This window comes from Roseomonas chloroacetimidivorans (assembly GCF_049629625.1).
Classification (GTDB): domain Bacteria; phylum Pseudomonadota; class Alphaproteobacteria; order Acetobacterales; family Acetobacteraceae; genus Roseomonas; species Roseomonas chloroacetimidivorans.
In genome coordinates this window covers 1-25,081 of sequence record NZ_JBNBZS010000063.1, presented here as the reverse complement: position 1 = coordinate 25,081, position 25,081 = coordinate 1, and the positions used below count along the sequence as shown (strand labels likewise).

Below are 25,081 nucleotides of genomic sequence, written 5' to 3'. Positions count from 1 at the left end.
CCGGGGCTCCGATAGCTTTTTCTTATCGGCCCCGGGCACCCTTTGTATTTAACGACAACAATCCAATTCCTTATGCCCGGCGTGGTCCTAGGGACTTCACCGGACAGGGAAAGGGATCGACATGTCGGACAAGCCGAGCGGCGTGGGTCTGACCACGCGACAGGGACATCCGGTCTACGATAACCAGAACACGCGAAGCGTGGGGTCGCGTGGTCCGCTGGTTCTGGAGGACTACCACTTCCTCGAGAAGATCACGCATTTCGACCGTGAGCGCATCCCGGAGCGGGTTGTGCATGCGCGTGGCGCCGCGGCACACGGGATCTTCGTGCCGACAGGCATGGCTGGCGATGACCCGGTCACAAAGTATACGCGTGCCAAGGTGTTCACCAAGGGCACACAGACCCCGATCTTCCTGCGCTTCTCCACGGTGATCCATGGCGGGCACAGCCCGGAGACGCTGCGCGATCCGCGCGGTTTCGCCATCAAGTTCTACACCGAGGCCGGCAACTGGGATCTCGTCGGCAACAACCTCAAGATCTTCTTCATCCGGGATCCGTTGAAGTTCCCGGACATGGTTCATGCCTTCAAGCCGGATCCGGTTCACAACCGGCAACGGATGAACCGGTTCTTCGACTTCATCAGTATGTCCCCCGAAGCGACCCACATGGTCACTTGGCTGTTCTCGCCCTGGGGGATTCCGGCGAATTACCGCCACATGCAGGGATCGGGCGTAAACACCTACAAGCTGGTAGATGCCGAGGGGAAAACGGTTCTTTGCAAGTTTCACTTCCAGCCGCGCCAGGGCGTGAGGAACCTGACGCAGAAGGAGGCGGAGGCGATACAGGCCAAGGACTTCAACCACGCCACCGGTGATCTCTATGACGCGATCGAGCGTGGTGAGTTCCCGGAATGGGACATGTTCATCCAGGTGATGAGCGACGACGAGCATCCCGAGCTGGACTGGGATCCGCTGGACGCGACGAAGCTCTGGCCGGAAGATCAGTTCCCGATGCTGCATGTCGGGCATATCCAGCTGAACCGGAACCCTGCTGACTACCACAATGAGGTGGAGCAGGTGGCCTTCGGCACGGGCGTGCTGGTGGATGGGATCGATTTCTCGGAGGACAAGCTGCTGCAGGGGCGGACCTTCGCCTATTCCGATACGCAGCGTTACCGCGTCGGGCCGAACTACCTGCAGCTGCCGATCAACGCGCCGAAATGCCCCTTTGCCACCAACCAGCGTGGCGGGCAGATGAGCTACCGTGTGGATGGGGCCGAGCAGGGTGCCGACCCGCATATCAACTTCGAGCCGTCCAACTTCAACGGATTGCGGGAGCAGGCACCGGCTGGGCCGCCGCCGCGGCCCTTCGTCGAGGGGCATGTGGGCCGGCAGAGGATCGAGCGCACCAACGACTTCAAGCAGGCTGGCGAGCGCTGGCGCTCCTTCTCCGACGAGGAGCGCGACGAGCTGGTGATGAACCTGGTTGGCGCCCTGTCCGAATGCGCGCCGCTGATCCGTGAGAAGATGGTCAGCCATTTCACCGAGGCGGATCCCGAGTATGGGCGGCGCGTGGCTGAGGGGCTGGGAATGAAGGCGCCGGCGCGTCAGGCGGCCGAGTAGCGGGAGGCCGGCGGAACCGGTGGCTTTCCAGAGCGGGGCGGAGGACCCGGGGCTCCTCCGCCTCCTTTTTGGAAGCACTTCGTTACCCTAAGCCTCTGTAAAGGCGGGAACTTGCTTCCTATCCTGACATCAGGCCGAGGCTTGGTTCACGCCCTGGCCGGGCTTCGGCTTGCTCTTTCTTCGGGCTGTTTCGATGAGCACGGAGATCATCATGCGGAAGATCAAGGCTGTCCTTCTGGCGGGCGTTGCGGCCCTGGGCCTTGCCGGCTTCGCCGGGCAGGCTGAGGCCAGGAGCCCCGAAATCCATGTTATGACTGTCCAGCTCCCCGGTGGTGGGGTGAGTGAGATCCGCTACACCGGGAATGTTGCGCCGCAGGTCGTTCTGGCGCCGGTTCCGGTGACGGCCGGAAGCTTTGCGCCGGCCTCCCCCTTCTTCTGGTCGGATTCACCTTTTGAGATTCTCGACCGGATCTCGCTTCAGATGGACCGGCAGATCGCCAACTTGCTTCATGCTCAGGCCATGGCGTTGCAGCCCCTGCCTGCCCCTGACCGCCTGACCGAAGTGGCCCTGGGCAGGATGCCGCCTGGCAGTACCAGCTATTCCTTCATCGCGACGGCTTCCAATGATGGTGTCTGCACCCGGGAGGTGCGCATCACGTCTGTAGCGGGGGAGACACGGCCGCGTGTCGTGTCCACCACTTCCGGCTCCTGCGGCGCGCAGCCTGGTGGGGCCGTGAACGCTGGGATACCGGCCGAGGCCAGGACGAGAACCCTGTCCGTGAAGGATGAGGTGGCGCCGGCGCCGGCTCGGCCTGGCAATGGCCTGCTGCACTGGACATCCTGGCAGCGCGGCTGACGAAACGGCCGGCTCCGGTCCCCGGAAAGGATGAGGCCCGCCTTGGGGCGGGCCTCCGCTATTTTGGAGTAAGTGTGGTGGAGGCGATCCGCCCCCACCCGGTTCTCAGGCCGCCAGCTTGACCGGCAGGGCCTCGGCGATCTGGACTGCGTTCAGCGCAGCACCCTTCAGCAGCTGGTCGCCGCAGACGAAGAAGTCGAGGCCGCAATCGCCGAAGACGGGGTTGGACCGGATGCGGCCGGCCTCCACGTCGTAGCGGCCGCTCGCCGTCAGCGGCATCGGGTAGACGGCATTGGCCACGTCGTCGGTCAGCTTCACGCCCGGGGCGCTGGCGAGGACGGCGCGGGCGGCCTCCGGCGTCACGGGGCGCTCGGTCTCGATCGTCACGGCCTCCGCATGGGCACGCAGGGTCGGGACGCGGACCGCGGTGCAGGAGATCAGGAGGTCCGGCAGGCCCATGATCTTCCGGGTCTCCCAGGTCACCTTCATCTCCTCCCGCGTGTAGCCGTTGGGCTGGAAGCTATCGATATGCGGGATGAGGTTCATGGGCAGGGGGTGGCGGAAGACGCTGTTCTTGGCTTGGCCGCCATTCACCAGCACCTCGCGCAGACCTTCTTCCAGCTCCTGCATCCCCTCGGCGCCGGCACCGGAGGAAGCCTGGTAGGTGGAGACGATGACGCGCTTCAGGCCGAACTCCCGGTGCAGCGGGGCGAGCGCCACGGCCAGGATGGCGGTGGTGCAGTTCGGGTTGGCGATCAGGCGGGCGCCGTTCGCGGCCCCGGCATTCACCTCGGGGACGATGAGGGGGACGTCATTCTCCAGCCGGAAGGCAGAGGAGTTGTCGACCACCACGGCCCCGGCCGCCACCAGCTCCCGGGCATGGGCCTTGGACCAGTCGCCGGAGACAGCGAGCAGGGCCAGGTCCAGTTTCGGCGGGTTGGCCGGATCATAGACCTCGATGGTTTTCTCCCCGAAGGGGGTGGGAATTCGCGTCCCGGCGCTGCGGGTCGACGCGAAGAGACGCAGCTCGGTCACCGGGTAGCCACGGTCCCCCAGGACCTGCACCAGTTCCTTGCCGACCGCGCCCGTCGCACCGAAAACCCCAACGCGCATGACATTTCATCCTTCGAGGCGTTGTTGGGGGGCGGGACCGTTCCGGACCCACCCCTGCCAGAGTGGCATGGGGCTTATACAGGCGACGGGGCGGGATGCGAGACGCGCGTTTCGTGGGGCAGGGATGCCCGCGTGTTGACCGGCCAAGGGTTAAACAGAGCCCGCGCGTTGACCGCGCGGGGGCGCGGGGGCATGTGGGCGCGGCCATGGAACCTTTCCCTGCCGATCCCTCCCTGCGCGATGTGCGCGCCTGGCCTTTCGAGGAGGCCGCGAAGGTGGCTGACCGGGCCTCGGTGAAAGCCAAGGGGGCGGCGCTGTTCGAAACGGGTTACGGCCCCTCGGGCCTGCCCCATATCGGGACCTTCGGCGAGGTGGCGCGGACGACATGGGTGCGCCGGGCCTTCGAGCGGCTGACCGGCTTGCCTTCCCGTCTCGTCGCCTTCTCGGATGACATGGACGCACTGCGGAAGGTGCCGGACAATATCCCGAATGCGGAGGTGCTGCGAGCCAATCTGGGCAAGCCGGTATCCCGGATCCCGGATCCCTTCGGGACGCATGAGAGTTACGGGGCCCATAACAACGCCCGGCTCCAGACCTTTCTGGAGGCCTTTGGCTTCGAGTTCGAATTTGCTTCCTCTACGGATTACTACACTTCGGGCCGTTTCGATCAGGCACTGCTACGAATGTTGGCGGTGCATGAGGAGGTGCGGCAGGTGATCCTGCCGACGCTGGGGCCGGACCGGCGTGCCACTTATTCGCCTTTCCTCCCGATCCATCCGAGGACCGGCATCGTCATGCAGGTGCCAATGGAGGAGACCCGGCCGCAGGACGGCACCGTGGTCTGGCGGGACCCGGAGACGGGGGAGCGTTTCGAGACGCCGGTGACGGGTGGCCATGTAAAGGCCCAGTGGAAGGCGGACTGGGCGCTGCGCTGGTACGCGCTGGGCGTGGATTACGAGATGTCCGGCAAGGACCTGATCGACAGCGTGAAGCTGTCCTCGGCGATCTGCCGGGTCTTGGGCGGCGAGCCGCCGGTGGGCTTCACCTATGAACTGTTCCTGGATGCCCAGGGGCAGAAGATCAGCAAGAGTAAGGGCAATGGGCTGACCATCGAGGAATGGCTGACCTATGCGCCGCCCGAGAGCCTGTCCCTGTTCATGTACCAGCAGCCCGGACGGGCGAAGCGGCTGCATTTCGACGTGATTCCCCGGGCCACGGACGAGTACCTGGCGAATGTGGAGAAGCTGAAGGCCACGAATGATCCGGCCAACCCGGCCTGGCACATTCATGGCGGGGCACTGCCGAACGGGGCAGGGAGCCCGATCACCTTCACCTTGTTGCTGAACCTGGCGGTCGCGGCCAATGCCGAAACCCCCGAGATGCTGTGGGGCTATTTGCGGCGGCACGCGCCCGAGGCGACACCCGAGGCATCCCCGATGCTGGCAGCGCTGGTGGAGCGCGCCTGCGCCTATTACCGGGACATGGTGAAGCCGACCAAGCGCTTCCGCCCGGCAACGGAGCCGGAGCGGGAGGCGCTGCTGCATCTGGCGCAGCTGCTGCGGGAAAACCAGGCTCGCATCGAGGCGCTGCCGGCAGCGGAGCGGCCCTCGGCCATCCAGGATCTGGTCTATGACGCAGGGCGGCGGGAGCCATTCCTGCAGCCGGGCAAGGACCCGTCGCGGCCTGGTGTTTCCCGCGCCTGGTTCTCCGCAATCTATCAGGTGCTGCTGGGGCAGGAGGAGGGGCCACGCTTTGGCGGCTTCGTCGCACTCTACGGCATTCCCGAGACCATCGCCCTGATCGAGGGCACGCTTCAGCGGAGCGCCGACGCCGTATGAACTGGGCGCTGATCCGCAAGCACGGGCCGACCGTCTTCGGGCTGATCCTGCTGGTGGGCGCGCTCTACGTCGTGCAGCGGGAGTTCCGCCATCTTTCAGTGGCCGATGTCGGGCAGGCGCTGGAGGCCACGCCAAGCGGGCGGCTCTGGGTGGCGGGGGGATGGACCCTCATCGCCTATGCGGTGCTGACCATCTATGACCGGCTGGGATCGGTCTATGCCGGGAAGCCCATCTCCTATCTGCGGACTTCGCTGGCCTCCTTTTGCGCTTATACCCTGGCGCATAATCTGGGCTTCGCCGCGGTATCGGGCGCGGCGGTGCGCTACCGCTTCTATGCGGCCTGGGGGCTGACGCCCGTCGAGATCGCGAAGGTCATCGCCTTCACTTCCCTTACCTTCGGGCTGGGGGGCTTCGCGCTGGGCGGGCTGGTATTGTTCCTGGAGCCCACCGTCCTTCCCTGGGTGGGGGAAGAGCAGCTGATACCGGAATGGACGGCGCAGGCGCTGGCGATCGTGATGTGGGTGATCGTCTCGGCCTATGTGGTGCTGTCGCGGTTCTGGCCGCATTTCCGGATATTCGGGCATCAGATCGACCTACCGGGCTTTCGCATGGCCCTCGCGCAGGTAACGCTCGCGAGTGTCGACGTGGCGGTGACGGCGGCCATCTTCTACTGCCTGCTGCCCGAGGCGCCCGGGCTGACCTTCTGGAAGTTCCTGGGGATCTACATCGCCGCTTACACGGCCGGTCTGGCGGCGAGTGTGCCGGGCGGGCTGGGCGTCTTTGATGGCTTCATCCTGCTGAGCCTGGAGCCCTACCTATCCTCCGCCCAGGTAATCGGGGCGGTGCTGCTGTTCCGGCTCTTCTACTACATCGTGCCGCTCTTCCTGGCGGGTGGTCTCTTTGCGGCCTTCGAAATCGGGCAGCGGCGGCCCACCCTCGGCGGGCTTCAGACGGAGACGCGGGTCACGGGAGCGCTGGAAGTGCCCGTGTTGGCGGGCCTGACCGGGCTGGGCGGAGTGGTGCTGATCTTCGTGGGCGCCCTGCCGGCACGCGGGTCCGATTTCGTGCATTGGGGTGGGGAATGGGCGGCTCTGGCCAGCCAGTTCGCGGCCTCTGTGGTTGGGTCGCTGTTGCTGGTCGTGTCCTACGGGATGCTGCGGCGGCTGCGGCTGGCCTGGTGGGCGGGGTTGTTCCTGCTGGCAAATGGTGTGGCCATTCTGCTGATGCGTGGCGATCCCTGGTGGGTGGCGGCGGCCTATCTCGGGGCCGGGCTGTTCCTCGCAGCAATGAGGGCCGCCTTCTACCGCGATGCGCGGCTGACAGGGGAGCCGCTGACGGCCTCACGCGTCTTCTCACTGGCGGCGGGGGTGATCTGCGGGCTGACCCTGGCGACAGTGGCCTATCACGGGGAGGTTTCCGGGGCGGCGTGGTGGGAGGTGGTGCTGCTGGACGGCGCGCCGGCGCCGCTGCGCTTCGCGGTGGGGCTGGCTGGCGTGCTGCTGCTCGTCGCGGCCTTCCGGCTGCTGCGTCCCGCACGTATCCAGGCGGAGGATTACGACGAGAGCACACAGGCACAGCTTGCGGCCCTGGGCGCGCGGGTGCCGTCCTATGCGGATGGCGTGGTTTTAGCCGAGGGTGGCCGGGCGGGCTTCGCCTTCCGGCGGCTGGATGGGATCTGGGTGGCGGAGGGTGATCCGGCTGGAGCGCCGGATGCGCGGGTGAATGCCATCTGGCGGTTCCGCGACCTGTGTGATGCGGCCGGCGTGGCGCCGGCCTTTGCCGGGGTCGGGTCGGAGATGCTGCGCGCCTATGAGCAGGCCGGAATGGCATCAGTGTCGATGCCGGACGGGACTGTGATGGCCCTGGCCGGAGATCAGGACCCCAAGAGGGTGCTGCGGCTGCTGGCTGAGGGTGCTGCGGGGGACTGAAGGTTCGGAGCGCGCCGGTTCCGCCGGCGCGTCAATGCCCGACTCCGAAAACAGGAAACAGTGGAGGGCCGGGGATCATTTCCCCGGCTCTTCCTCCTCAGCCCTGCCGGGTCTCGTCGAGAGCCGCCATGAGCGCGTCGAGATCGGTATCTGCATTGTAGCCATGGAAGCTGACGCGTAGGCGGCCTCGCCCGCCCCAGGTGAGCACGCCGCGCTGCTCCAGCGCCGCAACGATTGCCGCAGAGTCCGCATGCTCGATGCAGACACTGGCACCGTGGTGCTCGGGTTCGGCCGGGGTGGTCGAGGGGATGCCGCGGTCCCGCAGGCGGGCCAGCAGCTCCGTTGTCAGCGCCTGAACATGCGCCTGGACGGCGTGCGGGTCGAAGCCAGCCAGGTAGTCCAGTGCGTCCGCCAGCACATAGAGCGGGCCATGGGCGGGATTGCCGCGGGTGAAACGCATGGCGTCGGGCCTAAGAACTGGCGTGGCGCTGTATTCCGGCCGGACCATAGAGGCGACGGAGTGCCAGCCGGCGGTGCTCGGGCGCCAGTCGGGCTGCCGGGCGCGGTTCCAATAGGCGATGGTGGTGCCGGTCATGCCGAGCAGCCATTTGTAGGTGGCGGCGAAGGCGAAGTCGGCGATTGGCGCCTCGATGGGCAGGTAGCCTGCGGCCTGGGTGTGGTCCACCACGAGGAGCGCTCCGACGTGATCGGCCACGGTGCGCAGAGCGGAAAGATCGTAGCGGCGCCCGGTCAGGTAGGAAACATGGCTGACCGCGATCAGACGCGCGCGGCGGCCAGCGGCGCGGGCCACGGCCTCCGGGTCGTGCATCGGCACAAACAGGGGTTCGATGCCTTGGCGCATCAGGGCAGGAAGGGCGACGGAGGGGTATTCGTCCGGGTCCAGGCAGACCGCGTCTCCGGGTTGCCAGTCCAGGCTCTCGACCAGCATCGAAACACCCTCGGCCACGCTGGAGACGAAGCCGATATCCTCAGGCGTGGCGCCCCAGGCACGGGCGGCAAGGGCGCGGGCCCGCTCCACCTGCGCCTCCTGCGCGGCGCGGCCGGGCATGCCGGAACTCTTGTCAGCGGCGTAGCGCTGCAGGGCTGCGTCGTGGCGGTGCAGGAAGGCTGTTTCCCCGCCGGCGCAGAGATGGGCGAGGCCCGGCTGGATACGGAAATCGGCGGGGTCGAAGAGGGGCTCGGTGGGCATGGCAGCGCCAGCCTGGGCCCGATTCGCGCGAGAGGCTACCTCCGGGTGCTTATTGGCTGGCCCAGACGATGCGATGCATCCAGGTCAGCTCCTCCAGTTCGAAGCTGTAATTGGGATGAGCGGGGTTAAGGCTGGCGAGTTCCACGCGCCGTGCGGACTGGCGCAGCAGTTCCTTCGCCATCACCTCACCGCCCCGGGTGCGGACCACCACACGGTCGCCGCGGCGGACGGGGGCGCTGGGAGCGACGATGATGACGTCGCCGTCCCGGAACACCGGCTCCATCGAGTCACCACTGATCTCCAGGGCATAGGCGTTGGGATCACCGATCTCGGGCAGGCTGATCTCGTCCCAGCCGCCGCCGACGGGGTAGCCGCCATCATCGAAGTAGCCGCTGCTGCCGGCCTGGGCGAGGCCGATGAGCGGGATGCGGCGGCTGGGGCGGACGGCGGCGCGGATGTTGCCGGTGATGAGACTCGCGAATTCGTCCATGCCGGTGCCTGTGGCGGCCAGGACCTTGGCGACGCTCTCCGTGGAGGGCCAGCGGGCCCGGCCGTCCGGCCCGGTTCGCTTGGACGGGTTGAAGGCAGTCGGATCGAGGCCTGCCTTGCGGGCAAGGCCTGAGGCTGACAGGCCGTTCTCGGCCGCTAGGGCGTCGATCGCCCGCCAGATATCGCCGTGCTGCATCCCGGCATCTTATAGGCGCGAAATCTGTGAGCAACAGGAATTCCATCTCAGATTCACCTTGACGGTCACGACCGCGTGGGTGGATGTTCTTGTTGTGTTCACAACCGGCGAGGATCAGCCCCCGATGACCCGTCCCGCTTCCGGTGCGCTCCGCACCACAGCGCCGACCCTTTCCAGCCTGGACAAGGTCCAGCCCTTCCGCAGTGCAGAGGAGGCTTGGTTCTGGACCATGGCCGCCTTGGTTGCCCGGCGCGACGGAGCGCGAATCGTTGCCGGCCGGGGCTTGGTCGTCCGGCCCTGTGAGCCCGACGACGTGGTGAAGTGCCTGGACCGGCTCTACCGCCAGCGCCGGATTGAACTGGCCCATGCCCGTATCCTGCGGATCTGGGGGGAGCGTGGTACCGCCCCCGACCCGGCTTCCCTGCGCGAGCGCGGCGACCACCGGTTGTGGCGTGAGGCGCTGGACCGGTTGGACTGGCCGCTGCGCATGAAGGGTATCGTGGCCGGGCCGCAGGGGCCCGGCGCATCGGCTGGTGTCGTGGATTTTCCGACTTCCAGGCTCATCTGACACCATGCAGGGAGCGCCGATCGTAACGGCGATGGATCTGATCGCCGCCCCGGGAAACCAGGGCGGCGATCTGCATTCGGGGCCGGGCCACCGCAGGGCCGCTGCGTCACTGACACAGGATTTATGGATCGCTTTCGGCGGTGGAGCGGATCAGGGGTGGATGCGGCTGCTGCGACCGGGCTTCCGCCATTGCTTCGCGGGGTTGCGGGATGCGGCGGGCTGGACGGTGCTCGACCCGCTCTCGGGGCGGTTGCTGGTCACACGGCTGGGGGTGGGGGCGGGCTTTGATCTGCCCGGTTTCTGGCGGCGCGCCGGGTGTCGTGTGCTGGGGCCCTTCGTGCCGGGACAGCCGTCGCGAACATGGCCGGGCGTGGTGCCCTTTTCCTGTGTGTCGCTCTGCCGGGCGCTGCTGGGGCCGGGTGCACCCTTTGCCTTGACGCCGCACGGACTATTCCAGCGCCTCAGGAGAAATTTTCCTAATAAGGAAAATCTTCTTGACATTCCGGGATTCGGCGGGTAGAACGCCTCTTATCAACGGGCGAGTTGCGCCCGCCGATGACCTCCCGATCCCCTGATCCTCGCAAGCCCGGCCCGGACCCCTCCGGCGCCGGGCTTGTGCTTTTTCGGGCCGGGGTTTCCGCAGACAGGAGCGAGCAGGCCCATGGGCGACAGGATTGATCCCGCGCCGCGAGGTGGCGCGGCATGACGCCCGACGAAATCATTCTCCGCGCCGAGCGCGCGCTGGATCGCCGCCGTCCCTGGGAAAGCGTGTGGCGCGATTGCTATGACCATGTGCTGGCGACGAATCCGGGCGGTGGCGGGCCGACCTTACACGACGGCACCGCGGCGGATGCGGCGGAGAACCTCGCGGCTTCCCTGCTGGCCGAGCTGACGCCGCCATGGTCGCGATGGTTTGGGCTGGCCCCGGTGGATGAGGGGGCGGATCCGGAGCTGGCAGCGGTGCTGGAGCGGGCAGCGGAGGTGCTGCAGGGGCATCTGGACCGTTCCAACTTCGCGCTGGAAATGCATCAGGCCTTCCTGGACCTGGTGGTGGCCGGCACTGGCGTGGTGCTGGTGGAGGAGGCGCCGCCCGGCGAGTCCTCGGCTCTGCGCTTCACGGCTGTACCGTTGCGGGAGGCGGTGCTGGAGGAGGGCGCGTCGGGCCGGCTGGACACGGTGTTCCGGCTGGTCGGGCTGAGCGCGGATGCGATCGCCGCGCGCTATCCCCGCGCGATGCTGCCGCCGGACCTGTTTCGCTCCGAGAATCCGGATGCGACGCACCGGGTGATCGAGGCGGTGTGGCCGGGCTTCGGCGGACCACGCTTCGCAGCGGTGCTGGAGCGGGACGGGAAGGGCATCCCGCTGGCCGAGGGGCGCTTCGAGGAAAGCCCTTTCCTGGCCTTTCGTTGGATGAAGGCGCCGGGCGAGACCTATGGCCGCGGCCCCGTGATGAAGGCACTGCCGGATATCCGCACGGCCAACAAGGTCGTGGAACTGGTGCTGAAGAACGCCTCCATCGCGGCAACCGGCATCTGGCAGGCGGATGACGATGGCGTGCTGAACCCGGCAACGGTGCGGCTGGAGCCGGGATCTATCATTCCCAAGGCTGTTGGTTCCTCCGGGCTCACGCCGCTGGCAGCGCCGGGATCCTTCGACGTGTCGCAGCTCGTGCTGTCCGACATGCGTGGGCGGATCCGGGCTGCGCTGCTCGCGGACCGGCTGGCGGCGCCGCAGCGCACGAATATGACGGCGACCGAGGTGTTGGAGCGTAGCGCGGAGACGGCGCGGCTGCTGGGCGCCACCTATGGAAGGCTGCAGGCGGAGTTGCTGACGCCGCTCGTGGCGCGATGCCTTTCGATCCTGCGCCGCCGGGGAGAGGTACCGCCGATCCTGCTGGACGGGCAGGAGGCACGCATTGCCTATCAGTCTCCGCTCGCCCGCGTGCAGGGACGGGCCGACGCAGCGAATACATTGCTCTTCCTCCAGGCGATCGCAGCACTTGGTCCGGGTGCTGCCGCCGTGGTCGATCTGCCGGCCGCAGCCCGGCACCTCGCCCGCACTCTTTCTGCGCCGAGCGCGGTCCTGGCTCCCGTGCCCGGCACCGCTTCCGCGCCCAATCAGGAGCAACCCAGCACATGAGTGAGAACCTGCTGGACGTCGGACCGGTATCGGCCGGGCAGGACATGCCAGTGCCTGAAGCACCCGGGCCGGAGGCACCGCAGTTGGCGGAGCGACCGGAGGATGTTCCGGAGAAGTTCTGGGACGCCGAGCGTGGTGCGCTGCGCGTGGATGCGTTGCTGAAATCGTATCGTGAGCTAGAGCGAAAGCTTTCCGCTCGCTTCATGCCCCCGGGCGATGACGCGCCGGAGGAGGAGAGGCTACGTTTCCGCCGTGCCATCGGCGTGCCTGAATCGCCCGAGGAATACAGGGTGGAGCCGAAGCATGAGTTGGTTGGGGCCGATGCAGAGGTGAATGCGGCGCTGCACCGGGCGGGCTTCACGCCGGCCCAGGTGCAGCTGGTCTATGATCTGGCAGCAGAGCGATTGTTGCCGATCGTGGCCGAGGCGGCTTCCCAGTTCGAGGCGGAGCGACACCGGGACCGGCTCCGTGCCGAATTCGGCGGCGAGGAGCGGTTTCGCCGGACGGCAAAGCAGATCAGCGCCTGGGGCCGTGCGAACCTGCCGGAGGAGGTACTGGCCGCTCTTTCCACCACCGCGGAGGGTGTGATCGCGTTGCACCGCATGATGGAGAAAGGCGAGCCTGCCCTGGCGCGTCAGGCGGCACCGCCCGAGGCGATGGACGAGGCGGCGCTACGTCGCATGATGCGGGATCCGCGTTACTGGCGGTCCCGCGAGCCGGACTTCGTGAAACGAGTCACGGATGGCTTCCGGCGCCTCACGGGAGGGTGATGCAGGGCCCTCAACCGGACCATCAGGAAATCGGGCTAACCTTCTGAAACCCGAGTCGGGGAGCCACGTTTTTCCGACAGCTCTCTGCGACGGGCGGTCACTGACTGCATCCCCCCAAGGGTGACCCCCGTTCGCCGCCGGTCCCGCATCCCCCCTCGTGCGGACCGGCTACGGGGGCGGGTGGCGCCCCTACTTCCCCCTGGTGCCGCCCGCCCCCGTCCTACCCTTTCCGAAAGGGCCCTGTCCGTCGTCCGGACAGGGCCCTTTTCGCATTTCCGTCTTTCCGGCCCGACCAACCCGCAACTGGCACCTTTCGAGATGCCGGGCGCGGGCGCGTGCCGTTCCGCGGCCTGCCCGGCCCCGTCCCGATAGGGCGTGCCAACCGGACTGGCCGCATTTCCCTGAACCCATCCGCGAAGGAGGACATGCGTGTCCGCCACGATCGACCAGGCTTTCGTCAAGCAGTTCCAGGCCGAGGTACATGAGGCCTTCCAGCGTCAGGGCAGCAAGCTGCGCCCAACTGTCCGCTCCAAGACCGGCGTTGCCGGTGCCTCCACTGTCTTTCCGCGCGTCGGCAAGGGCATGGCGGCGGCCAAGGCACGCAACGGCGTCGTGCCCGTGATGAATCTCGAATACTCCGCGGTCGAGTGCTTCCTGCAGGACTATTATGCGGGCGAGTGGGTCGACCGGCTCGACGAGATCAAGACCAATGTCGACGAGCGGAACGTCGTTGCCAATGCCGGCGCCTATGCGCTGGGCCGTAAGACGGACGAGCTGATCGTCGCCGCGCTCGACACCGCGACGCAGGAGGCGGTGGGCACCGCGGCCGGCACGACCGACACTGACGGGCTGACCAAGGCGAAGGTGCTGCTTGCCTTCGAAAAGCTTGGCGCGGCCGATGTGCCGGATGACGGCAACCGCTTTGCCGTAGTGGGCTGGAAGCAGTGGAGCCAGTTGCTGCAGATCGAGGAATTCGCCAACTCGCAGTATGTCGGCGATGCTGATCTGCCCTGGAAGGGCATGCAGGCGAAGCGCTGGCTGGGCGCGCTGTGGCTGCCGCATTCCGGCCTGACGAAGAGCGGCAACCTGCGCTTCTGCTACTTCTATCACCGCACGGCCATTGGTCATGCGGTGGCGCAGGACGTGGTGACCGACATCACCTGGCACGGCGACCGCGCAGCCCATTTCGTCAACAACATGATGAGCCAGGGCGCCGTCATGATCGACGACTCCGGCGTCGTGCGGATGCGCGCGGCGGAGTGAGGAAAAGCTGGGGGAAGAAGGAATTCTTCCCCCACGCACCGGTTCCCTTCTCCTTTGAGTTCGGAGCGCCAGTGCCGCTCCCCGGCCAGGTTGCGCCTTCCATTCAATGAGATCCTGCGCGCGCCGTATGGCGCGCGCCGCGCGAGGGGCCGGCGCCATGGATGCGCCGCCTGTTCCGCGCCGAACTGGCGCGACGTTCGCGGCCGCACTGGCGCCGGCCCCCGCGCATCCCCTTCAAACCCCGATCCAGGGAGCATCGATCCGATGGCGCTCTCCGCCCTCGCCCTCTGCTCGCGCGCGCTGCTCAAACTCGGCGCGCAGCCGATCGCTTCCCTTGAGGAAGGAACGGCCGAGGCGGAGGTGGCCGCGAATCTCTACCCGAGCACGCGGGACGCGCTGCTCTCCTGTCATCCCTGGTCCTTCGCTACGGGGCAGATGCAACTGAACCGGTTGGAGGCGGTGCCAGTGGCCGACCTGGCCAACGCCTTCCAGTTGCCGGCGGATTTGCTGCGCGTCATCTCGGCCGGCAGCGGGCGGGGCAGGGGTATTCCCTACCGCATTCATGAGGGACGCCTGCACGCAGATCCTGCGGAGGTCACGCTTACTTATGTTTTCCGCCCAGCCGAAAGCGACTTCCCGCCCTTCTTCGCCGCCGCGCTGGTCGCAAGGTTGGCGGCGGAGTTTTGCCTGCCGCTGACGGAAGTCACGTCGCGCGCCGAGATGCTACACCGTCTCGCAGAGACCGAGCTGCGGCAGGCGCGGCTGGCCGATAGCCAGCAGGCGACGCCCAAAGGCATCGAGGATTTTCCCCTTCTTGGTGTGCGGGGCTGAGCGCGATGGCCGTCCACAAGCGCGCCAAGACCGCTTTCACCGCGGGCGAGCTGGCGCCGGAGCTGTCCGGGCGCGGCGAAGCTGCGCAATGTCTTCATCCAGCCCACCGGCGGCGTACAGCGCCGCCCAGGGCTGCGCCATCTGGCCATGCTGCCGGGCTATGGGCGCCTCATTCCCTTTGAGGCGAGCACGGAACTGACCTTCCTGTTGGTCCTGCTGCCGGGCAGCGTCCGCATCTTCGGGGGCGATATGCTCGTTGCCGAGGTGCCTGGCCCCTGGAATGCCGGTATGTTGCCGCAGCTCGCCTTCACTCAGAATGCCGGCACGCTGCTGCTGCTGCATCCGGCCATGCCGCCGCAGGCCATCACCCGTTCCGAGGCCGGCGCCTGGTCCGTTGTGCCGTTTAACTTCACGGCCATGCCATTCTTCCGCTTCGCGCCGCCCTCCGTTGCGTTGAGCGCGAGCGGCACGACCGGATCGGTGATCGTGACCGCCTCGGCGGAGATCTTCGGCCCAGGCCATCTGGGAACGCAGTTTCGCATTGCCGGGCGGCGGCTGCAGGTCACGGCTGTCACTTCCGCCACCACGGTGACGGCGACGGTGATCGACACGCTTGCCTCCACCGACACCACGGCGGACTGGGATGAAGCCGCCTTTAGCCCCGTCCATGGCTGGCCCGTCAGCGCGTGCTTCCATCAAGGGCGCCTGGTGTTCGGCGGATCGCGCGCATTGCCGAACCGGCTTTGGTTCTCGCGCACCGCCGATATCGGCAATTTTGACCTTGGCGAGGGGCTTGATGACCAGGCCATTGCCTTCACCATTGTGTCCGACCAGCTCAACGCCGTCTGCGCCGTCTTCGCAGGGCGGCATCTACAGGTCTTCACCTCGGGCGGCGAGTGGATGGTCACTGGCGACCCGCTGACGCCGGCGGCGATCCAGGTGACACGGCAGACCCGGGTGGGATCGCTAACGGCCTACCGCGTGCCGCCCATCGACGTGGACGGCACGACTGTCTTCGTGGCGCGCTCGGGCCGCGCGGTCCATGAATTTTCTTACACCGACCTGCAGCAGGCCTATCAGGCGAATGATCTGGCGCTGATCGCACGGCATCTGATCGTCTCGCCGATCTCCATGGCCTATGACTCCGTGCGACGCCTGCTGCATCTGGCAATGGCGGATGGCAGCCTGGCCACGCTGACCATCTACCGCGCCGAGGAGGTGACGGGCTGGACGCGGCAGGAAACCGATGGCGCCTTTCGTTCCCTCGCGGAGACGGAGGGCGCGGTTTATGCCGTGGTGGAGCGCGCGGGCAGCTTCCGCCTGGAACGCTTCGACGATGCCATGCGCCTGGACGCGGCGGCGATCATGGCTGGCAGCGCGGATGGCACCGACTGGTCCGGGCTTGGCCACCTGGAAGGCCGCGAGGTCGCGATACTGGCGGATGGCGCGCCGCGAGATCTGGCGATGGTGCTGAACGGCGCGATCACCATCGAGCCGGCCGTTGGTTCCGTGCAGGCGGGTCTGCCCTTCGTCCATGTGGTGGAGCCGATGCCGCCCGAAACGGTGTCGGCCAATGGGGCGCGGACGGGGCCGTTGCGGCTTGTCGCCGTGACTTTCCGCCTGCTCGAGACGGGCGCCCTCTCGGTCGATCTCGGCCAGGGGGCGCGGCCCGTGCCCTTCCGGCGGCTGGACACGCCGATGCTGGACGCGGCTCCACCTGCCTTCACCGGCGACGTGACACTGCGCGGCCTTGGCTGGCGGCGGGACTCCATCGCGCCGCTCTGGCGCATCGAGAGCGACACACCGCTGCCCTTCACCCTGCTTTCCGTGACCACTGAGACGAGGACGACCGACTGATGGCGCAGCTCGCCCCTATCGTGACGCTCGCCGCCACCGGCGCCTCCATCTACTCGCAGACGCAGGAGGCGAAGCGGCAGAAGAAGAACGCCCAGATTCAGCAGCAGAACGCGCAGGTCCAGCAGGCGGCGCAACAGCAGATTCTGGCTGCGCAGGCGGCGCAGGATACGGCGGAGCGTCAGCGCGCGCTGGACCGCAGCATCGCCTCCGCCCGGGCGAGGTCGGCCGCCGGCGGTGTGAACCCGAATGAGGGCTCCGCCGCGGCGCTGACCACCGGGCTCCAGACCGCCGCTCAGCAGGCGCAGAACGCGGATGACGTGACCTATGCCGCGAAGCTGGCCGCCGGCCGGAAGTCACTGCTGGACCAGGACAGTTCGCTGACGGACTGGGTGCGCGCCGGGCAGGGTCTAGGCCGCGTCGTCAAGAGCCTGCTGGACTGAACCCCGAGACACGCCCCCGCGGCAGAACTGGAGAACCCTGATGGCCGAGCACATCCGCATCGGCGACGTCGCGCCGCGCGTGCACTACGTGGCGGACGGCGCGCAGAGAGGCTTCGTCTACCCCTTTCCGGTCTTTGGGCCCGATGACATTGAAGTGCATGTCGACGGCTTGCTCATTGCGACCGGCTATGCCGTTTCCGGTGCAGGAAGCTCGGAAGGCGGGCTTATCACCTTTGCCGTGCCTCCTGCTTCTGGCGCCAAGGTCGTGTTGCGCCGCCGCCTGGTGATGGAGCGCGTCACCGATTACCAGCCCAATGGCGTGTTGCGCGCCAACACGTTGAATGACGAGCTGGACCGCCAGGTCGCCGCGTTGCAAGAGCTGCGCGAAGACCTGACGGGCACACTGCGCCAGGGCGCCGGAGAGGTGGGCGGGCAGTTCGTGCTACCGCTGCGCCCCGCCCGTGCCAACCGCCTGCTGGGCTTCGACAGCCTGGGCAACATCGTCACCTTTTCCCGTGGTGAGGCAACGCTTTCCGCGCCCTTTCCTGGCGGGATTCCGCGCACCGTGGAGGACAAGCTGGCCGAGCGTCTCTCCGCCCGCGACTTCGGCGCGATCGGCGACGGCGTGACGGATGATGGCCCGGCGCTACAGGCGGCGATGAATGCGGCCGCGGCCTCGGGCAAGCACCTCGATATCGGGGAAGGCACCTACCGCACCACCATCCCGCTGACTCTGCCGGGTGCGGCGGCGGGGCTGAGCATGCGCGGCGCTATCCTCTATGCCGGTGGGGGAGGGGAGGCTGCGCTGACCCTCGGCGATGGCGGCGCCGTGCGAAACCGCGCCAAGATCTACCAGGGCCTGCGTGTGCTCCGCGCCACGCTTTCCTCCTGGGAGGACGAGCGGGACATCGGCATCCTGATTCAGAATCAGGATTCCGGCCTGATCGACATACGTCAGGTCGAGATGTTCACCATCGGCGTGCAGACACTGGGCGTGGAGCGCGGCTTCGAGGATAGCGCGCTTTATCTCGGCCGAATGGTGGACAACCGCTACGGGCTGGATGTGCGCACGGCGAGCGCCGCGGCCTGGAACACCTCGGTGCGTTATTATGGTGGGCATTTCGCGCATTCGCTGGCGACCTGGCCTGACAAGGATCGCTATGGCATCCGCCTCTCGGCCGCGCCCGGCGCCTATGTCGCGCATAACCGCCACGTCTTTGATGGTCCGGCCTTTGAGCTGCAGTCGCGTGACCGGCCGATCGACGGCATCCCGTTTCTGATCCAGGTGAATTCCCGCGGCATCATCGCCCGCAATATCCGGATGGAGGGCTGCGACCCCTTTGTCGCCCGCCACACCGCGGGCGCGCAGGATCATGTTTACGAGGTGGCCTGGGCCAGCCAGGGCTACGGCATCGACATCGATTACACCCCGACCGCCACTCGCGTTGGCAGCGTCGTCCGCGCCATCCACCAGGCGGCGGCGCACCGGGAGGCCACGCGTACGCTCGCCGATGTCCCGAACCTGCGTGCCGCCGCAATCCGCTGGAGCCCGAGCGAGACCGGCTTCGAGAGGCTGGCCTGCCTTTCCACCAACGTGACCGGTCCTTCCAGCCTGCTCCAGCACTTCACCTTTCAGGCGCTGGACAGCTACGCGTTGACGGAGCGGGGCGTCATCCTGACTGGCGGGCGCGGCCTGGGCTTTGTGGTGGATGCGCGCCGCTGCAAGGAGTTCGCCCTGGCGGTGGACGCCGATGATCCACGCATGGTCATCCAGTGCTTTGGGGCCGGCAATGTGCTGCTGACCGAAGCGGATGGCGTGATGGTCCGCGCATCCGGCATGTCGCTCAGCTACGTGCCCGGCCCGCGCTGGTGGCAGGGCAATGCGGATAGCAACGACACCGGTCTCACGCGCCTTCAGGTGATCCGTCTCGCGCCACAGGTGCAGGCCGCGATCATCGGTGTGGCGCGGGTCGGGATCGATTACGAGGTGCGGAGCATGCGCCTGGCCTGCGATCCTTCGGAGAGCCCGGCGGTGCTCTACGGAACGCCGGAGTTGCCGCATGGCGCGCGGGAGGTGAAGGCAGAACTGGCCTGGGACCCGCCTTCCATCGCGGCAGGCGGGACGGCGCAGCTCAATGTGCCTTGCGGTGGCGCACGGCCCGGTGACTTCGTGCAGGCGGCCTTCAGCCTGTCCACGTCAGGTGTCGTGTTCCTGGCGCAAGTGGGTGCGCAGGATGTCATCACCGTCACGGCCTGGAACCGGACCGCCGCGGCGGTGGACCTCAATCTTGGCACGGTGCGCGTGCGGGTGGTGAAGTCTTGATCCCGCTGACGCCCGAGGAACTGCGCCGCGCCATCCGCAAGGTGGTGGAGGATTACGAAACCTTTGTCTCACGTGGCCCTGCCCCAGGCACGCATGAGGACCCGAAGGCCTTCACGGCGCACCACGCCGCCGCCCGCGCGGCGCTGGCGCATCTGGAGCACCTGATGAAGCTGAATCGTGGTGGTGGCGAGCCCGACACCTCGGCTGAGACGGGTACGCTGATCGCCGAGGCCCGCCGATCCATCCGGGCGGCGGAACAGGAAGATCAAGAGGGCGGGGAGAAGCCGGAGGATGGCGACACCTGAGGCGACCGAAGCAAACTTCCTCGAATTCCTTTATGCCTGGAACCTGCGTAACGGGGTTTCGACCCCTGGCGTGCACCGACGCATCGCGCGCTGGTTGATGGCACGCCATGTGGGGGATGATCGTCGCCTGCTGCTGATGGCGTTCCGGGGCTGCGGCAAGTCCACGCTTATCGGGTTGTGGTGCGCCTGGCGGCTTTCGGTGCAGCCGGAGCTGCGGATCCTCGTGCTGGCGGCGGATCATACGCTGGCGGCGCGCATGGTTTCCACCGTCCGCCGGATCATCGAACGCCATCCGCTCTGCCGCCATCTGCTGGGGGGCGATGAGGCCTGGGCGGCGGACCGTTTCACCGTGAGGCGCGGCGGGGCGATCCGCGAGCCCTCCATGTTTGCTGGACACACTGCCATCTGACTTCACCCCGGCCCATTCAGGCCGTATTTTCAGGGGCTGTCGGCATTCCGGTGGACCCAAGGAGGTTCACCGGGACCGGGTAGTGAGCGCGGCAAACCGGGTAGGAAGCCGGGTATGAAAAGGGGCGACGGATGCTGACGGACAAGGAGGTGCGCGCTGCGGAGCCTCGGGCGAAGTCCTACCGCATCTCGGACGAGAAAGGGCTGCACCTCCAAGTGGAGCCGAACGGTTCGAAGCTATGGCGCTACCGCTATGAGGTGGCGACTGCCGCTGGCCGTAAGGAAAAGATGCTGGCTCTGGGCAAGTATCCTGCGGTGGGTCTCGGCGCGGCGCGGAAGGCGCGTGACGCGGCTCGACGCCTGCTGGACGAGGGGAAGGACCCTGGCCTGGAGAAGCGGGTGGCGCGCGCCTCCGTCGTCACAGAGGCTGCGTCTACCTTCGAGGAGTTCGGCCGCGCCTGGTATGCGCAGGAGGAGCCGCATTGGGTCCCCGAGCACCGGAAGATGGTCCTGAGCACGTTGGAGAATGACGTGTTTCCGGTTCTCGGAAAACTGCCCATCAACCGGATCACGCCACCGATGGTGCTCGACCTTCTGCGGAGGGTTGAGGCGCGCAAGGCGGTGTCCATCGCGCACCGCATCCGCCAGCGCATGTCGGCCATCTTCGTCTATGCGATCGCGGCCGGGGTGGGTGAGAGCGACCCCGCCGCTATCGTGGCGCGCGCGCTGAAGAAGAAGCCCAATGGTCAGCGGCCGGCGGTGGGTACGCTGGCCGAGGCGCAGGCCGTTCTGCGTGCAGCGGAGGGGCAACGGGCACAGGTGGCGACCCACTTGGCGCATCGGTTCCTGGCCCTGACAGCCGTCCGTCAGAATGAAATGACGGACGCGCGTTGGGGGGAGATGGAGGGCCTGGACGGCCCCGAGCCCCTATGGCGCATCCCGAAGGAGCGGATGAAAGGCGAGGAAGGAGAGAGGCACGAGCACAAGGTGCCGCTGTCCCGTCAAGCGGTGGAGATCCTGCTGGCGGCTGGCCAGATCAACGGCCGGAATGGATATGTCTTCCGTCACTACTACGAGCCAGCCCGCGGCATGTCACCCAGCACGATCGAGCATCTGCTGGTGAAGAGCGGCCAGAGGGGCAAGCACGTCCCGCACGGCTGGCGAGCCGCCTTTTCCACCATCATGAACAGCCGGCACCCCAACGAGCAGGACCGGGCGGTGGTGGACCTGATGCTGGCCCACAAACGAGGCAACAAGGTGGAGGCCGCCTACAACCGCTCCGCCTACATGGAGCGGCGGCGCGAGCTGGCCCAGGAGTGGGCGGATCTGCTGCTGGAGGGCCGGGGAGGCACCGAAGGCATCCCCGGCATCGAGGCGATTATCCCGCCGCAGCTTCAGGCAGCTTCGGAGGCGGCATGAGCCGGGTCCGCGGGCGGTCGCGTTTCCATGCGGTGATCTCGGACTGCCACCAGCGCACCTGCCCGCCGCCCAGGTCCACCGGCAGAGGGAAAACGCCGGCCCGCATCCGGCGATAGATGCTGGAGCGGGTGAGGGAGACCTGCCGCTCCACCTCCGCGATGCGGATCAGGGTGTCGGTGTCAGCCTCAGCCATTGGCGGCCGCTCCCTTCATCATCGCCTCCCGGCAGGCGTTCCAGCCGCGGGCCCAGCCGATGGCCTGCTCCTTCGGCATGCCGCGCGGCGCGTCCAGGCCGTCTACCTCGGGCGGGATCGTGCCGGCGGGACGGGGTGGCGCCTCCTTAGCGGCCAGCGCCTCCAGGTCAGCGAGAACCGCTTCCTCGACGCCAAGGCCGCTGTTGCTATCCAGCAGGTACCGCTGCCGCAGCAGCACCTCGTCCAGCGTCCGGCTGCGGAGGCCGCGTTCAAAGAGCTTCCGAACCATCTCTTGCCGAATACGGCAGGGCAACGAGAGCTGCGTATCGTCCAGTCGATCCCAGGCCAGCCCCAACTCGCGGTCCCGCGCCTCCCAGGCGTCATACTCCGCCTTCGCCTCGGTGACGGTGACCGGCATGGGCAAGGCCCGCGCGATGGCAGCCTGCACCCGCTCGGGGGCGCGATCGATGAAAAGGCTGTCGTACCATCCATCCAGCCCGTCCATCTCGAAGACGCCATTGGCGAACTGGTGCTTCACCTTGCCCTTGAAGGGCGCCGCTGCGGCCTCGACGGCCGCCTGCATCGCATTGTCCGCCTGCAGCGCCTCCATGGAGCCATACAACCGCAGCAGTTCGGCGAGCTCGTCCTTCTCTCGCTGGCGGCGCTCGGCACGCTCACGCGCCGTGCGGGCGCGGTAGCCGGGCTCCTGCTTCTCCATCCAGTCATCGAAGCCGGTGAAGGGGTTGAAGCCTGCCGCCTCGGCGGGTTCAGGAGGCTCCGCCTCCTTCAGCAGTCCCGGCAGCGCGCGGCGCGTCTTCCCGCCCGCCTTCAGGATGCCGTCCACCTTCGACCAGGCCACGGCTGCCTCGTGCGGGTTCGGGCTGCAGGTCATGGCGTGGACCTTGCGGAGCTTGGCAATGTCGATCACGAAGCCGCCTCCGCATCCTGGCGCCGAATGCGGCGGTAGACCGCCCGCAGCTCGCGCCGTTCCTTCTTGCGACGGGCCAGCCGGGCGCGGATCGCGTCCTCATCCGTGGTCTCTAAAGCGGCCATGATCTCGTTGTGGGTGCAGTTCCGCACCGAGAGCAGGAAGGTGGAGGATGCCGCCTCCACTGCCTTCGGGTACATGCGCTCGATGTGCTCCGCCACCGCCTTGCCGATGTCCATGGCGATCTCCTTCACCACGTCGCGGGCAATCGGGCGCGGCTCGGGCGGGATCGTGGCGGGGAGGTTGTGCTCAGCCACGGCCGGCACTCCTCTCCATCGCGGCGCGGTACGCCTTCACCATCCACGCCGCACGTTCGCCGGCGCTTTCTGGGAAGAGGAGCGTGCCGAGCAGCAGCGCACCGACTATGGCGGCGGTGATCTCGCGCATCACGGCACCTCCCTCACGGCCAACCCGGCCAGAAACCGGCACTCGTTCTCCGGCTTCGGGATGGCGAGGCACTGCTGGAACCGCCATTGCCCGCGCTGCTTCACCACGTCCTCAATCGCGCGGCCGGTCATGAAGGTGGCGCCAGCCACCATCAGGAAGGCCACGCAAACCAGGGCGAGCGCCTTCATGTCGCACCTCCCGCCCCGCGCGCCGGAGGGGTGGGGAGAGGCATCCAGTGGGTCACCCAAAGCCAGGAGTACGGTGCTACCGGATCGCCCTCAGCCGTGAACCAGCGATCATTGCGAAAGTGGCAATCGGTCCATCTTTCGCCGTCCTGCCGCAGGCTGTCATGAACCCAAAGGTCCACGAAGCTACCATCCCTGGGGGCAGTCTCAACCTCTTGCCACTCGCTCATACCCGACCCTCCCCCTCGGCCTGGCTGGGGCGGGTGCCGCGGGCGCGGATGGCTTTGGCGCATTCTTCTGCGTACTGTTTGCGGCCGTACCAGAGCGCGCCGTTTACGGTGTCGCAGTTATGCGGACCGCCTGCCGCAGCAAACCGAGCTGACGCATCGCACAGCGCCGCGCAGGCCTCTCGCTCCTCCCACCGCGCCCGTTCGGCGCAGTCTTGCGCCGCCCGCAGAGAGGTCATGGGCCAGTGCGCCGCGACGCCGGGGTCCCGCACAAACACCGGCAGGGCGGCGTGATACTTGGCGGTCAGGCGCCGCTCGGCTTCTGCCTCATGCTCCTTCACCGCCTTTATGCGTTCCTCCTCCACGCGGGCGGCGACTTGGGCTGAGGACTGCCAGCCCATCTGCGACATGATGGCGACGATCTCGGCAATCGTTGCTTCGCCACCTGCCTCATTCACCACGCGCTCAATGTCGGTGATTTCGCGCGCGTGGGTCAGGCGGGCCTGCTTCACTCCCACCACTCCCGGCCATCCCCCCGCGCTCATCGGGGCGCCTCCGGTGGGGTGGGGGTTCTCTCGTCCGGTCATATCACCCTCCCACGCACGCCAGAGCGACGAACAGGAGGGCGATGGTGGCGCCCCGGATGAGGCGGCGGTGACGGCGGATGCGGTCGCGCTCGCGGGCGCCCCAGATGGTCCAGGAGGGGTGGCCGTTCCAGACGTAGCCTCGGCTGGTCATGGAGTGGTCCTCCTTATGGCGAGGCGGACCTTTTCGGCCGCCGATAGGTGCGACGCCTGGGCGTTGCAGGGCGCGCACGCGAGGGCGAGATTGGCCGGATGCGTCGGACCGCCGTGGGTGATAGACACCACGTGCTCAATCGTCGCCTCTGTCAGGCTCAGAGGACGCGCGCAGTAGAGGCAGCCCCATCCGTCACGCTGAGCAAGCGTCAAGATAAGGTTGTGCCGCTTGCCCCTAGGCCGCTGGCCCCGCTCGCAGGCTCGCCAACTCTTCCCTGACTTCCACGCGGCCCAGGCATCGTCAGCCCCTCCACTCCACGAGGTGATTGCTCGACCGGCATTGCGGTATATGACCGCGACGGCTTCGCGTGCATTGAAGCGCATGACCTCGTAGTCGTTCGTCGGCTTCAGGATCGCGGAGCCGTTCGCTACTAACCACTCGGGGAAGCCATTGGACTTTCGCTTGAATTCATCGACCGTGCGGGGCAGCGACACCCGCGCGATCTCCTCCGCATTCCCGGTCATGCGCGGGCCTCCGTGGCTGCGACGGTCTTGCCGCATTCCCACCAGCGCATGAGATCCCTCATGCATGCGGGGCAGATATCCTTGGCGCCTTGGGGCTTGAACGATCCAATGGCGCTAGGGCCGTTGTGCTCTGCTGCTGCGATGATGGCCCACTCATAGCCCTGGTGCGCCTCCTTCACCTCCTGCCGCGCATCGCATCGATCGCACGTCCGGATTTCGACCTTCCTCCGGCTCATGCGCGGTACTCCATCTCGTCTTTGGCGCT

28 protein-coding genes are annotated in these 25,081 nt (G+C 67.3%); 16 read left to right on the top strand and 12 right to left on the bottom strand.

Going from position 1 to position 25,081, the window contains the following annotated elements:
• Nucleotides 1–121: 121 nt before the first annotated feature.
• Nucleotides 122–1,621 carry a catalase gene (locus ACO1BU_RS27885; protein WP_424139235.1) on the top strand — a complete coding sequence of 500 codons (1,500 nt, stop codon included), beginning with the start codon at nt 122–124 and terminating at the stop codon, nt 1,619–1,621.
• A 193-nt stretch (nt 1,622–1,814) separates the two neighbouring features.
• Nucleotides 1,815–2,477 (top strand): hypothetical protein, encoded by a 663-nt coding sequence (locus ACO1BU_RS27880; RefSeq protein ID WP_424139234.1) that lies wholly within the window; start codon nt 1,815–1,817, stop codon nt 2,475–2,477.
• Nucleotides 2,478–2,582: 105 nt separating this feature from the next.
• Here the strand turns inward: ACO1BU_RS27880 and ACO1BU_RS27875 are convergent, their stop codons facing one another.
• Entirely contained in the window at nt 2,583–3,590 is a 1,008-nt protein-coding gene (locus ACO1BU_RS27875; RefSeq protein WP_424139233.1) for an aspartate-semialdehyde dehydrogenase, read from the bottom strand.
• 206 nt (nt 3,591–3,796) lie between these two features.
• On the opposite strand from ACO1BU_RS27875, the gene ACO1BU_RS27870 reads away from it, so the two are divergent.
• Nucleotides 3,797–5,428 (top strand): lysine--tRNA ligase, encoded by a 1,632-nt coding sequence (locus ACO1BU_RS27870; RefSeq protein WP_424139232.1) that lies wholly within the window; start codon nt 3,797–3,799, stop codon nt 5,426–5,428.
• Nucleotides 5,425–7,356: a phosphatidylglycerol lysyltransferase domain-containing protein gene (locus tag ACO1BU_RS27865; protein WP_424139231.1), complete on the top strand. Its 1,932-nt coding sequence runs from the start codon at nt 5,425–5,427 to the stop codon at nt 7,354–7,356. Before ACO1BU_RS27870 ends, ACO1BU_RS27865 begins: the two co-directional genes overlap by 4 nt.
• Nucleotides 7,357–7,453: 97 nt before the next feature.
• On the opposite strand, the gene ACO1BU_RS27860 is transcribed toward ACO1BU_RS27865, so the two are convergent.
• Both ACO1BU_RS27860 and ACO1BU_RS27855 read right to left on the bottom strand, forming a co-directional pair.
• Nucleotides 7,454–8,566 (bottom strand): aminotransferase class V-fold PLP-dependent enzyme, encoded by a 1,113-nt coding sequence (locus tag ACO1BU_RS27860; RefSeq protein WP_424139230.1) that lies wholly within the window; start codon nt 8,564–8,566, stop codon nt 7,454–7,456.
• A 49-nt stretch (nt 8,567–8,615) separates the two neighbouring features.
• The gene (locus tag ACO1BU_RS27855; RefSeq protein ID WP_424139229.1) at nt 8,616–9,251 is read right to left on the bottom strand and encodes a S24 family peptidase; all 636 of its coding nucleotides are present in this window, start codon (nt 9,249–9,251) and stop codon (nt 8,616–8,618) included.
• Nucleotides 9,252–9,375: 124 nt separating this feature from the next.
• Here ACO1BU_RS27855 and ACO1BU_RS27850 point away from each other — a divergent pair, with 124 nt between their 5' ends.
• The 12 genes from ACO1BU_RS27850 (at nt 9,376) to ACO1BU_RS27795 (ending at nt 21,574) form a co-directional block, all read left to right on the top strand.
• Nucleotides 9,376–9,819, top strand: a complete 444-nt coding sequence (locus ACO1BU_RS27850) for a hypothetical protein (RefSeq protein WP_424139228.1) — start codon at nt 9,376–9,378, stop codon at nt 9,817–9,819.
• Between the two features lie 31 nt (nt 9,820–9,850).
• A complete protein-coding gene (locus ACO1BU_RS27845; RefSeq protein WP_424139227.1) occupies nt 9,851–10,339 on the top strand; it encodes a hypothetical protein in 489 nt (162 codons plus the stop codon).
• A 182-nt stretch (nt 10,340–10,521) separates the two neighbouring features.
• Entirely contained in the window at nt 10,522–11,958 is a 1,437-nt protein-coding gene (locus ACO1BU_RS27840) for a portal protein (protein ID WP_424139226.1), read from the top strand.
• Nucleotides 11,955–12,728, top strand: coding sequence for a capsid assembly protein (locus tag ACO1BU_RS27835; RefSeq protein ID WP_424139225.1), 774 nt, complete (start codon nt 11,955–11,957; stop codon nt 12,726–12,728). The genes ACO1BU_RS27840 and ACO1BU_RS27835 overlap by 4 nt, the downstream gene beginning before the upstream one ends.
• A 429-nt stretch (nt 12,729–13,157) precedes the next feature.
• Complete coding sequence (locus ACO1BU_RS27830; protein ID WP_424139224.1) at nt 13,158–13,991, top strand: phage capsid protein; 834 nt, start codon at nt 13,158–13,160, stop codon at nt 13,989–13,991.
• A 264-nt stretch (nt 13,992–14,255) separates the two neighbouring features.
• Nucleotides 14,256–14,822, top strand: a complete 567-nt coding sequence (locus ACO1BU_RS27825) for a phage connector family protein (RefSeq protein WP_424139223.1) — start codon at nt 14,256–14,258, stop codon at nt 14,820–14,822.
• Nucleotides 14,823–14,969: 147 nt separating this feature from the next.
• Complete coding sequence (locus ACO1BU_RS27820) at nt 14,970–16,679, top strand: phage tail protein (protein ID WP_424139222.1); 1,710 nt, start codon at nt 14,970–14,972, stop codon at nt 16,677–16,679.
• On the top strand, nt 16,679–17,119 hold the full coding sequence (locus ACO1BU_RS27815) for a hypothetical protein (protein WP_424139221.1): 441 nt from the start codon (nt 16,679–16,681) through the stop codon (nt 17,117–17,119). The genes ACO1BU_RS27820 and ACO1BU_RS27815 overlap by 1 nt, the downstream gene beginning before the upstream one ends.
• Nucleotides 17,120–17,159: 40 nt before the next feature.
• Nucleotides 17,160–19,442: a glycosyl hydrolase family 28-related protein gene (locus ACO1BU_RS27810; protein ID WP_424139220.1), complete on the top strand. Its 2,283-nt coding sequence runs from the start codon at nt 17,160–17,162 to the stop codon at nt 19,440–19,442.
• Entirely contained in the window at nt 19,439–19,747 is a 309-nt protein-coding gene (locus ACO1BU_RS27805) for a hypothetical protein (protein ID WP_424139219.1), read from the top strand. Before ACO1BU_RS27810 ends, ACO1BU_RS27805 begins: the two co-directional genes overlap by 4 nt.
• Nucleotides 19,734–20,156 carry a hypothetical protein gene (locus tag ACO1BU_RS27800; protein ID WP_424139218.1) on the top strand — a complete coding sequence of 141 codons (423 nt, stop codon included), beginning with the start codon at nt 19,734–19,736 and terminating at the stop codon, nt 20,154–20,156. Before ACO1BU_RS27805 ends, ACO1BU_RS27800 begins: the two co-directional genes overlap by 14 nt.
• 131 nt (nt 20,157–20,287) lie before the next feature.
• A complete protein-coding gene (locus ACO1BU_RS27795) occupies nt 20,288–21,574 on the top strand; it encodes a tyrosine-type recombinase/integrase (RefSeq protein WP_424139217.1) in 1,287 nt (428 codons plus the stop codon).
• On the opposite strand, the gene ACO1BU_RS27790 is transcribed toward ACO1BU_RS27795, so the two are convergent.
• The 9 genes from ACO1BU_RS27790 to ACO1BU_RS27750 form a co-directional block, all read right to left on the bottom strand.
• Nucleotides 21,534–21,767, bottom strand: coding sequence for a helix-turn-helix transcriptional regulator (locus ACO1BU_RS27790; RefSeq protein WP_424139216.1), 234 nt, complete (start codon nt 21,765–21,767; stop codon nt 21,534–21,536). The genes ACO1BU_RS27795 and ACO1BU_RS27790 overlap by 41 nt on opposite strands.
• On the bottom strand, nt 21,760–22,695 hold the full coding sequence (locus tag ACO1BU_RS27785; protein ID WP_424139215.1) for a hypothetical protein: 936 nt from the start codon (nt 22,693–22,695) through the stop codon (nt 21,760–21,762). The genes ACO1BU_RS27790 and ACO1BU_RS27785 overlap by 8 nt, the downstream gene beginning before the upstream one ends.
• The gene (locus ACO1BU_RS27780; RefSeq protein WP_424139214.1) at nt 22,692–23,012 is read right to left on the bottom strand and encodes a hypothetical protein; all 321 of its coding nucleotides are present in this window, start codon (nt 23,010–23,012) and stop codon (nt 22,692–22,694) included. The genes ACO1BU_RS27785 and ACO1BU_RS27780 overlap by 4 nt, the downstream gene beginning before the upstream one ends.
• Nucleotides 23,005–23,142, bottom strand: a complete 138-nt coding sequence (locus ACO1BU_RS27775) for a hypothetical protein (protein WP_424139213.1) — start codon at nt 23,140–23,142, stop codon at nt 23,005–23,007. Before ACO1BU_RS27775 ends, ACO1BU_RS27780 begins: the two co-directional genes overlap by 8 nt.
• A complete protein-coding gene (locus tag ACO1BU_RS27770) occupies nt 23,142–23,330 on the bottom strand; it encodes a hypothetical protein (protein WP_424139212.1) in 189 nt (62 codons plus the stop codon). Before ACO1BU_RS27770 ends, ACO1BU_RS27775 begins: the two co-directional genes overlap by 1 nt.
• A 223-nt stretch (nt 23,331–23,553) precedes the next feature.
• The gene (locus tag ACO1BU_RS27765; RefSeq protein WP_424139211.1) at nt 23,554–24,099 is read right to left on the bottom strand and encodes a hypothetical protein; all 546 of its coding nucleotides are present in this window, start codon (nt 24,097–24,099) and stop codon (nt 23,554–23,556) included.
• 43 nt (nt 24,100–24,142) lie between these two features.
• Nucleotides 24,143–24,292, bottom strand: coding sequence for a hypothetical protein (locus tag ACO1BU_RS27760; RefSeq protein ID WP_424139210.1), 150 nt, complete (start codon nt 24,290–24,292; stop codon nt 24,143–24,145).
• On the bottom strand, nt 24,289–24,816 hold the full coding sequence (locus ACO1BU_RS27755) for an HNH endonuclease (RefSeq protein ID WP_424139209.1): 528 nt from the start codon (nt 24,814–24,816) through the stop codon (nt 24,289–24,291). Before ACO1BU_RS27755 ends, ACO1BU_RS27760 begins: the two co-directional genes overlap by 4 nt.
• Nucleotides 24,813–25,052: a hypothetical protein gene (locus tag ACO1BU_RS27750; RefSeq protein ID WP_424139208.1), complete on the bottom strand. Its 240-nt coding sequence runs from the start codon at nt 25,050–25,052 to the stop codon at nt 24,813–24,815. The genes ACO1BU_RS27755 and ACO1BU_RS27750 overlap by 4 nt, the downstream gene beginning before the upstream one ends.
• Between the last annotated feature and the right edge of the window lie 29 nt (nt 25,053–25,081).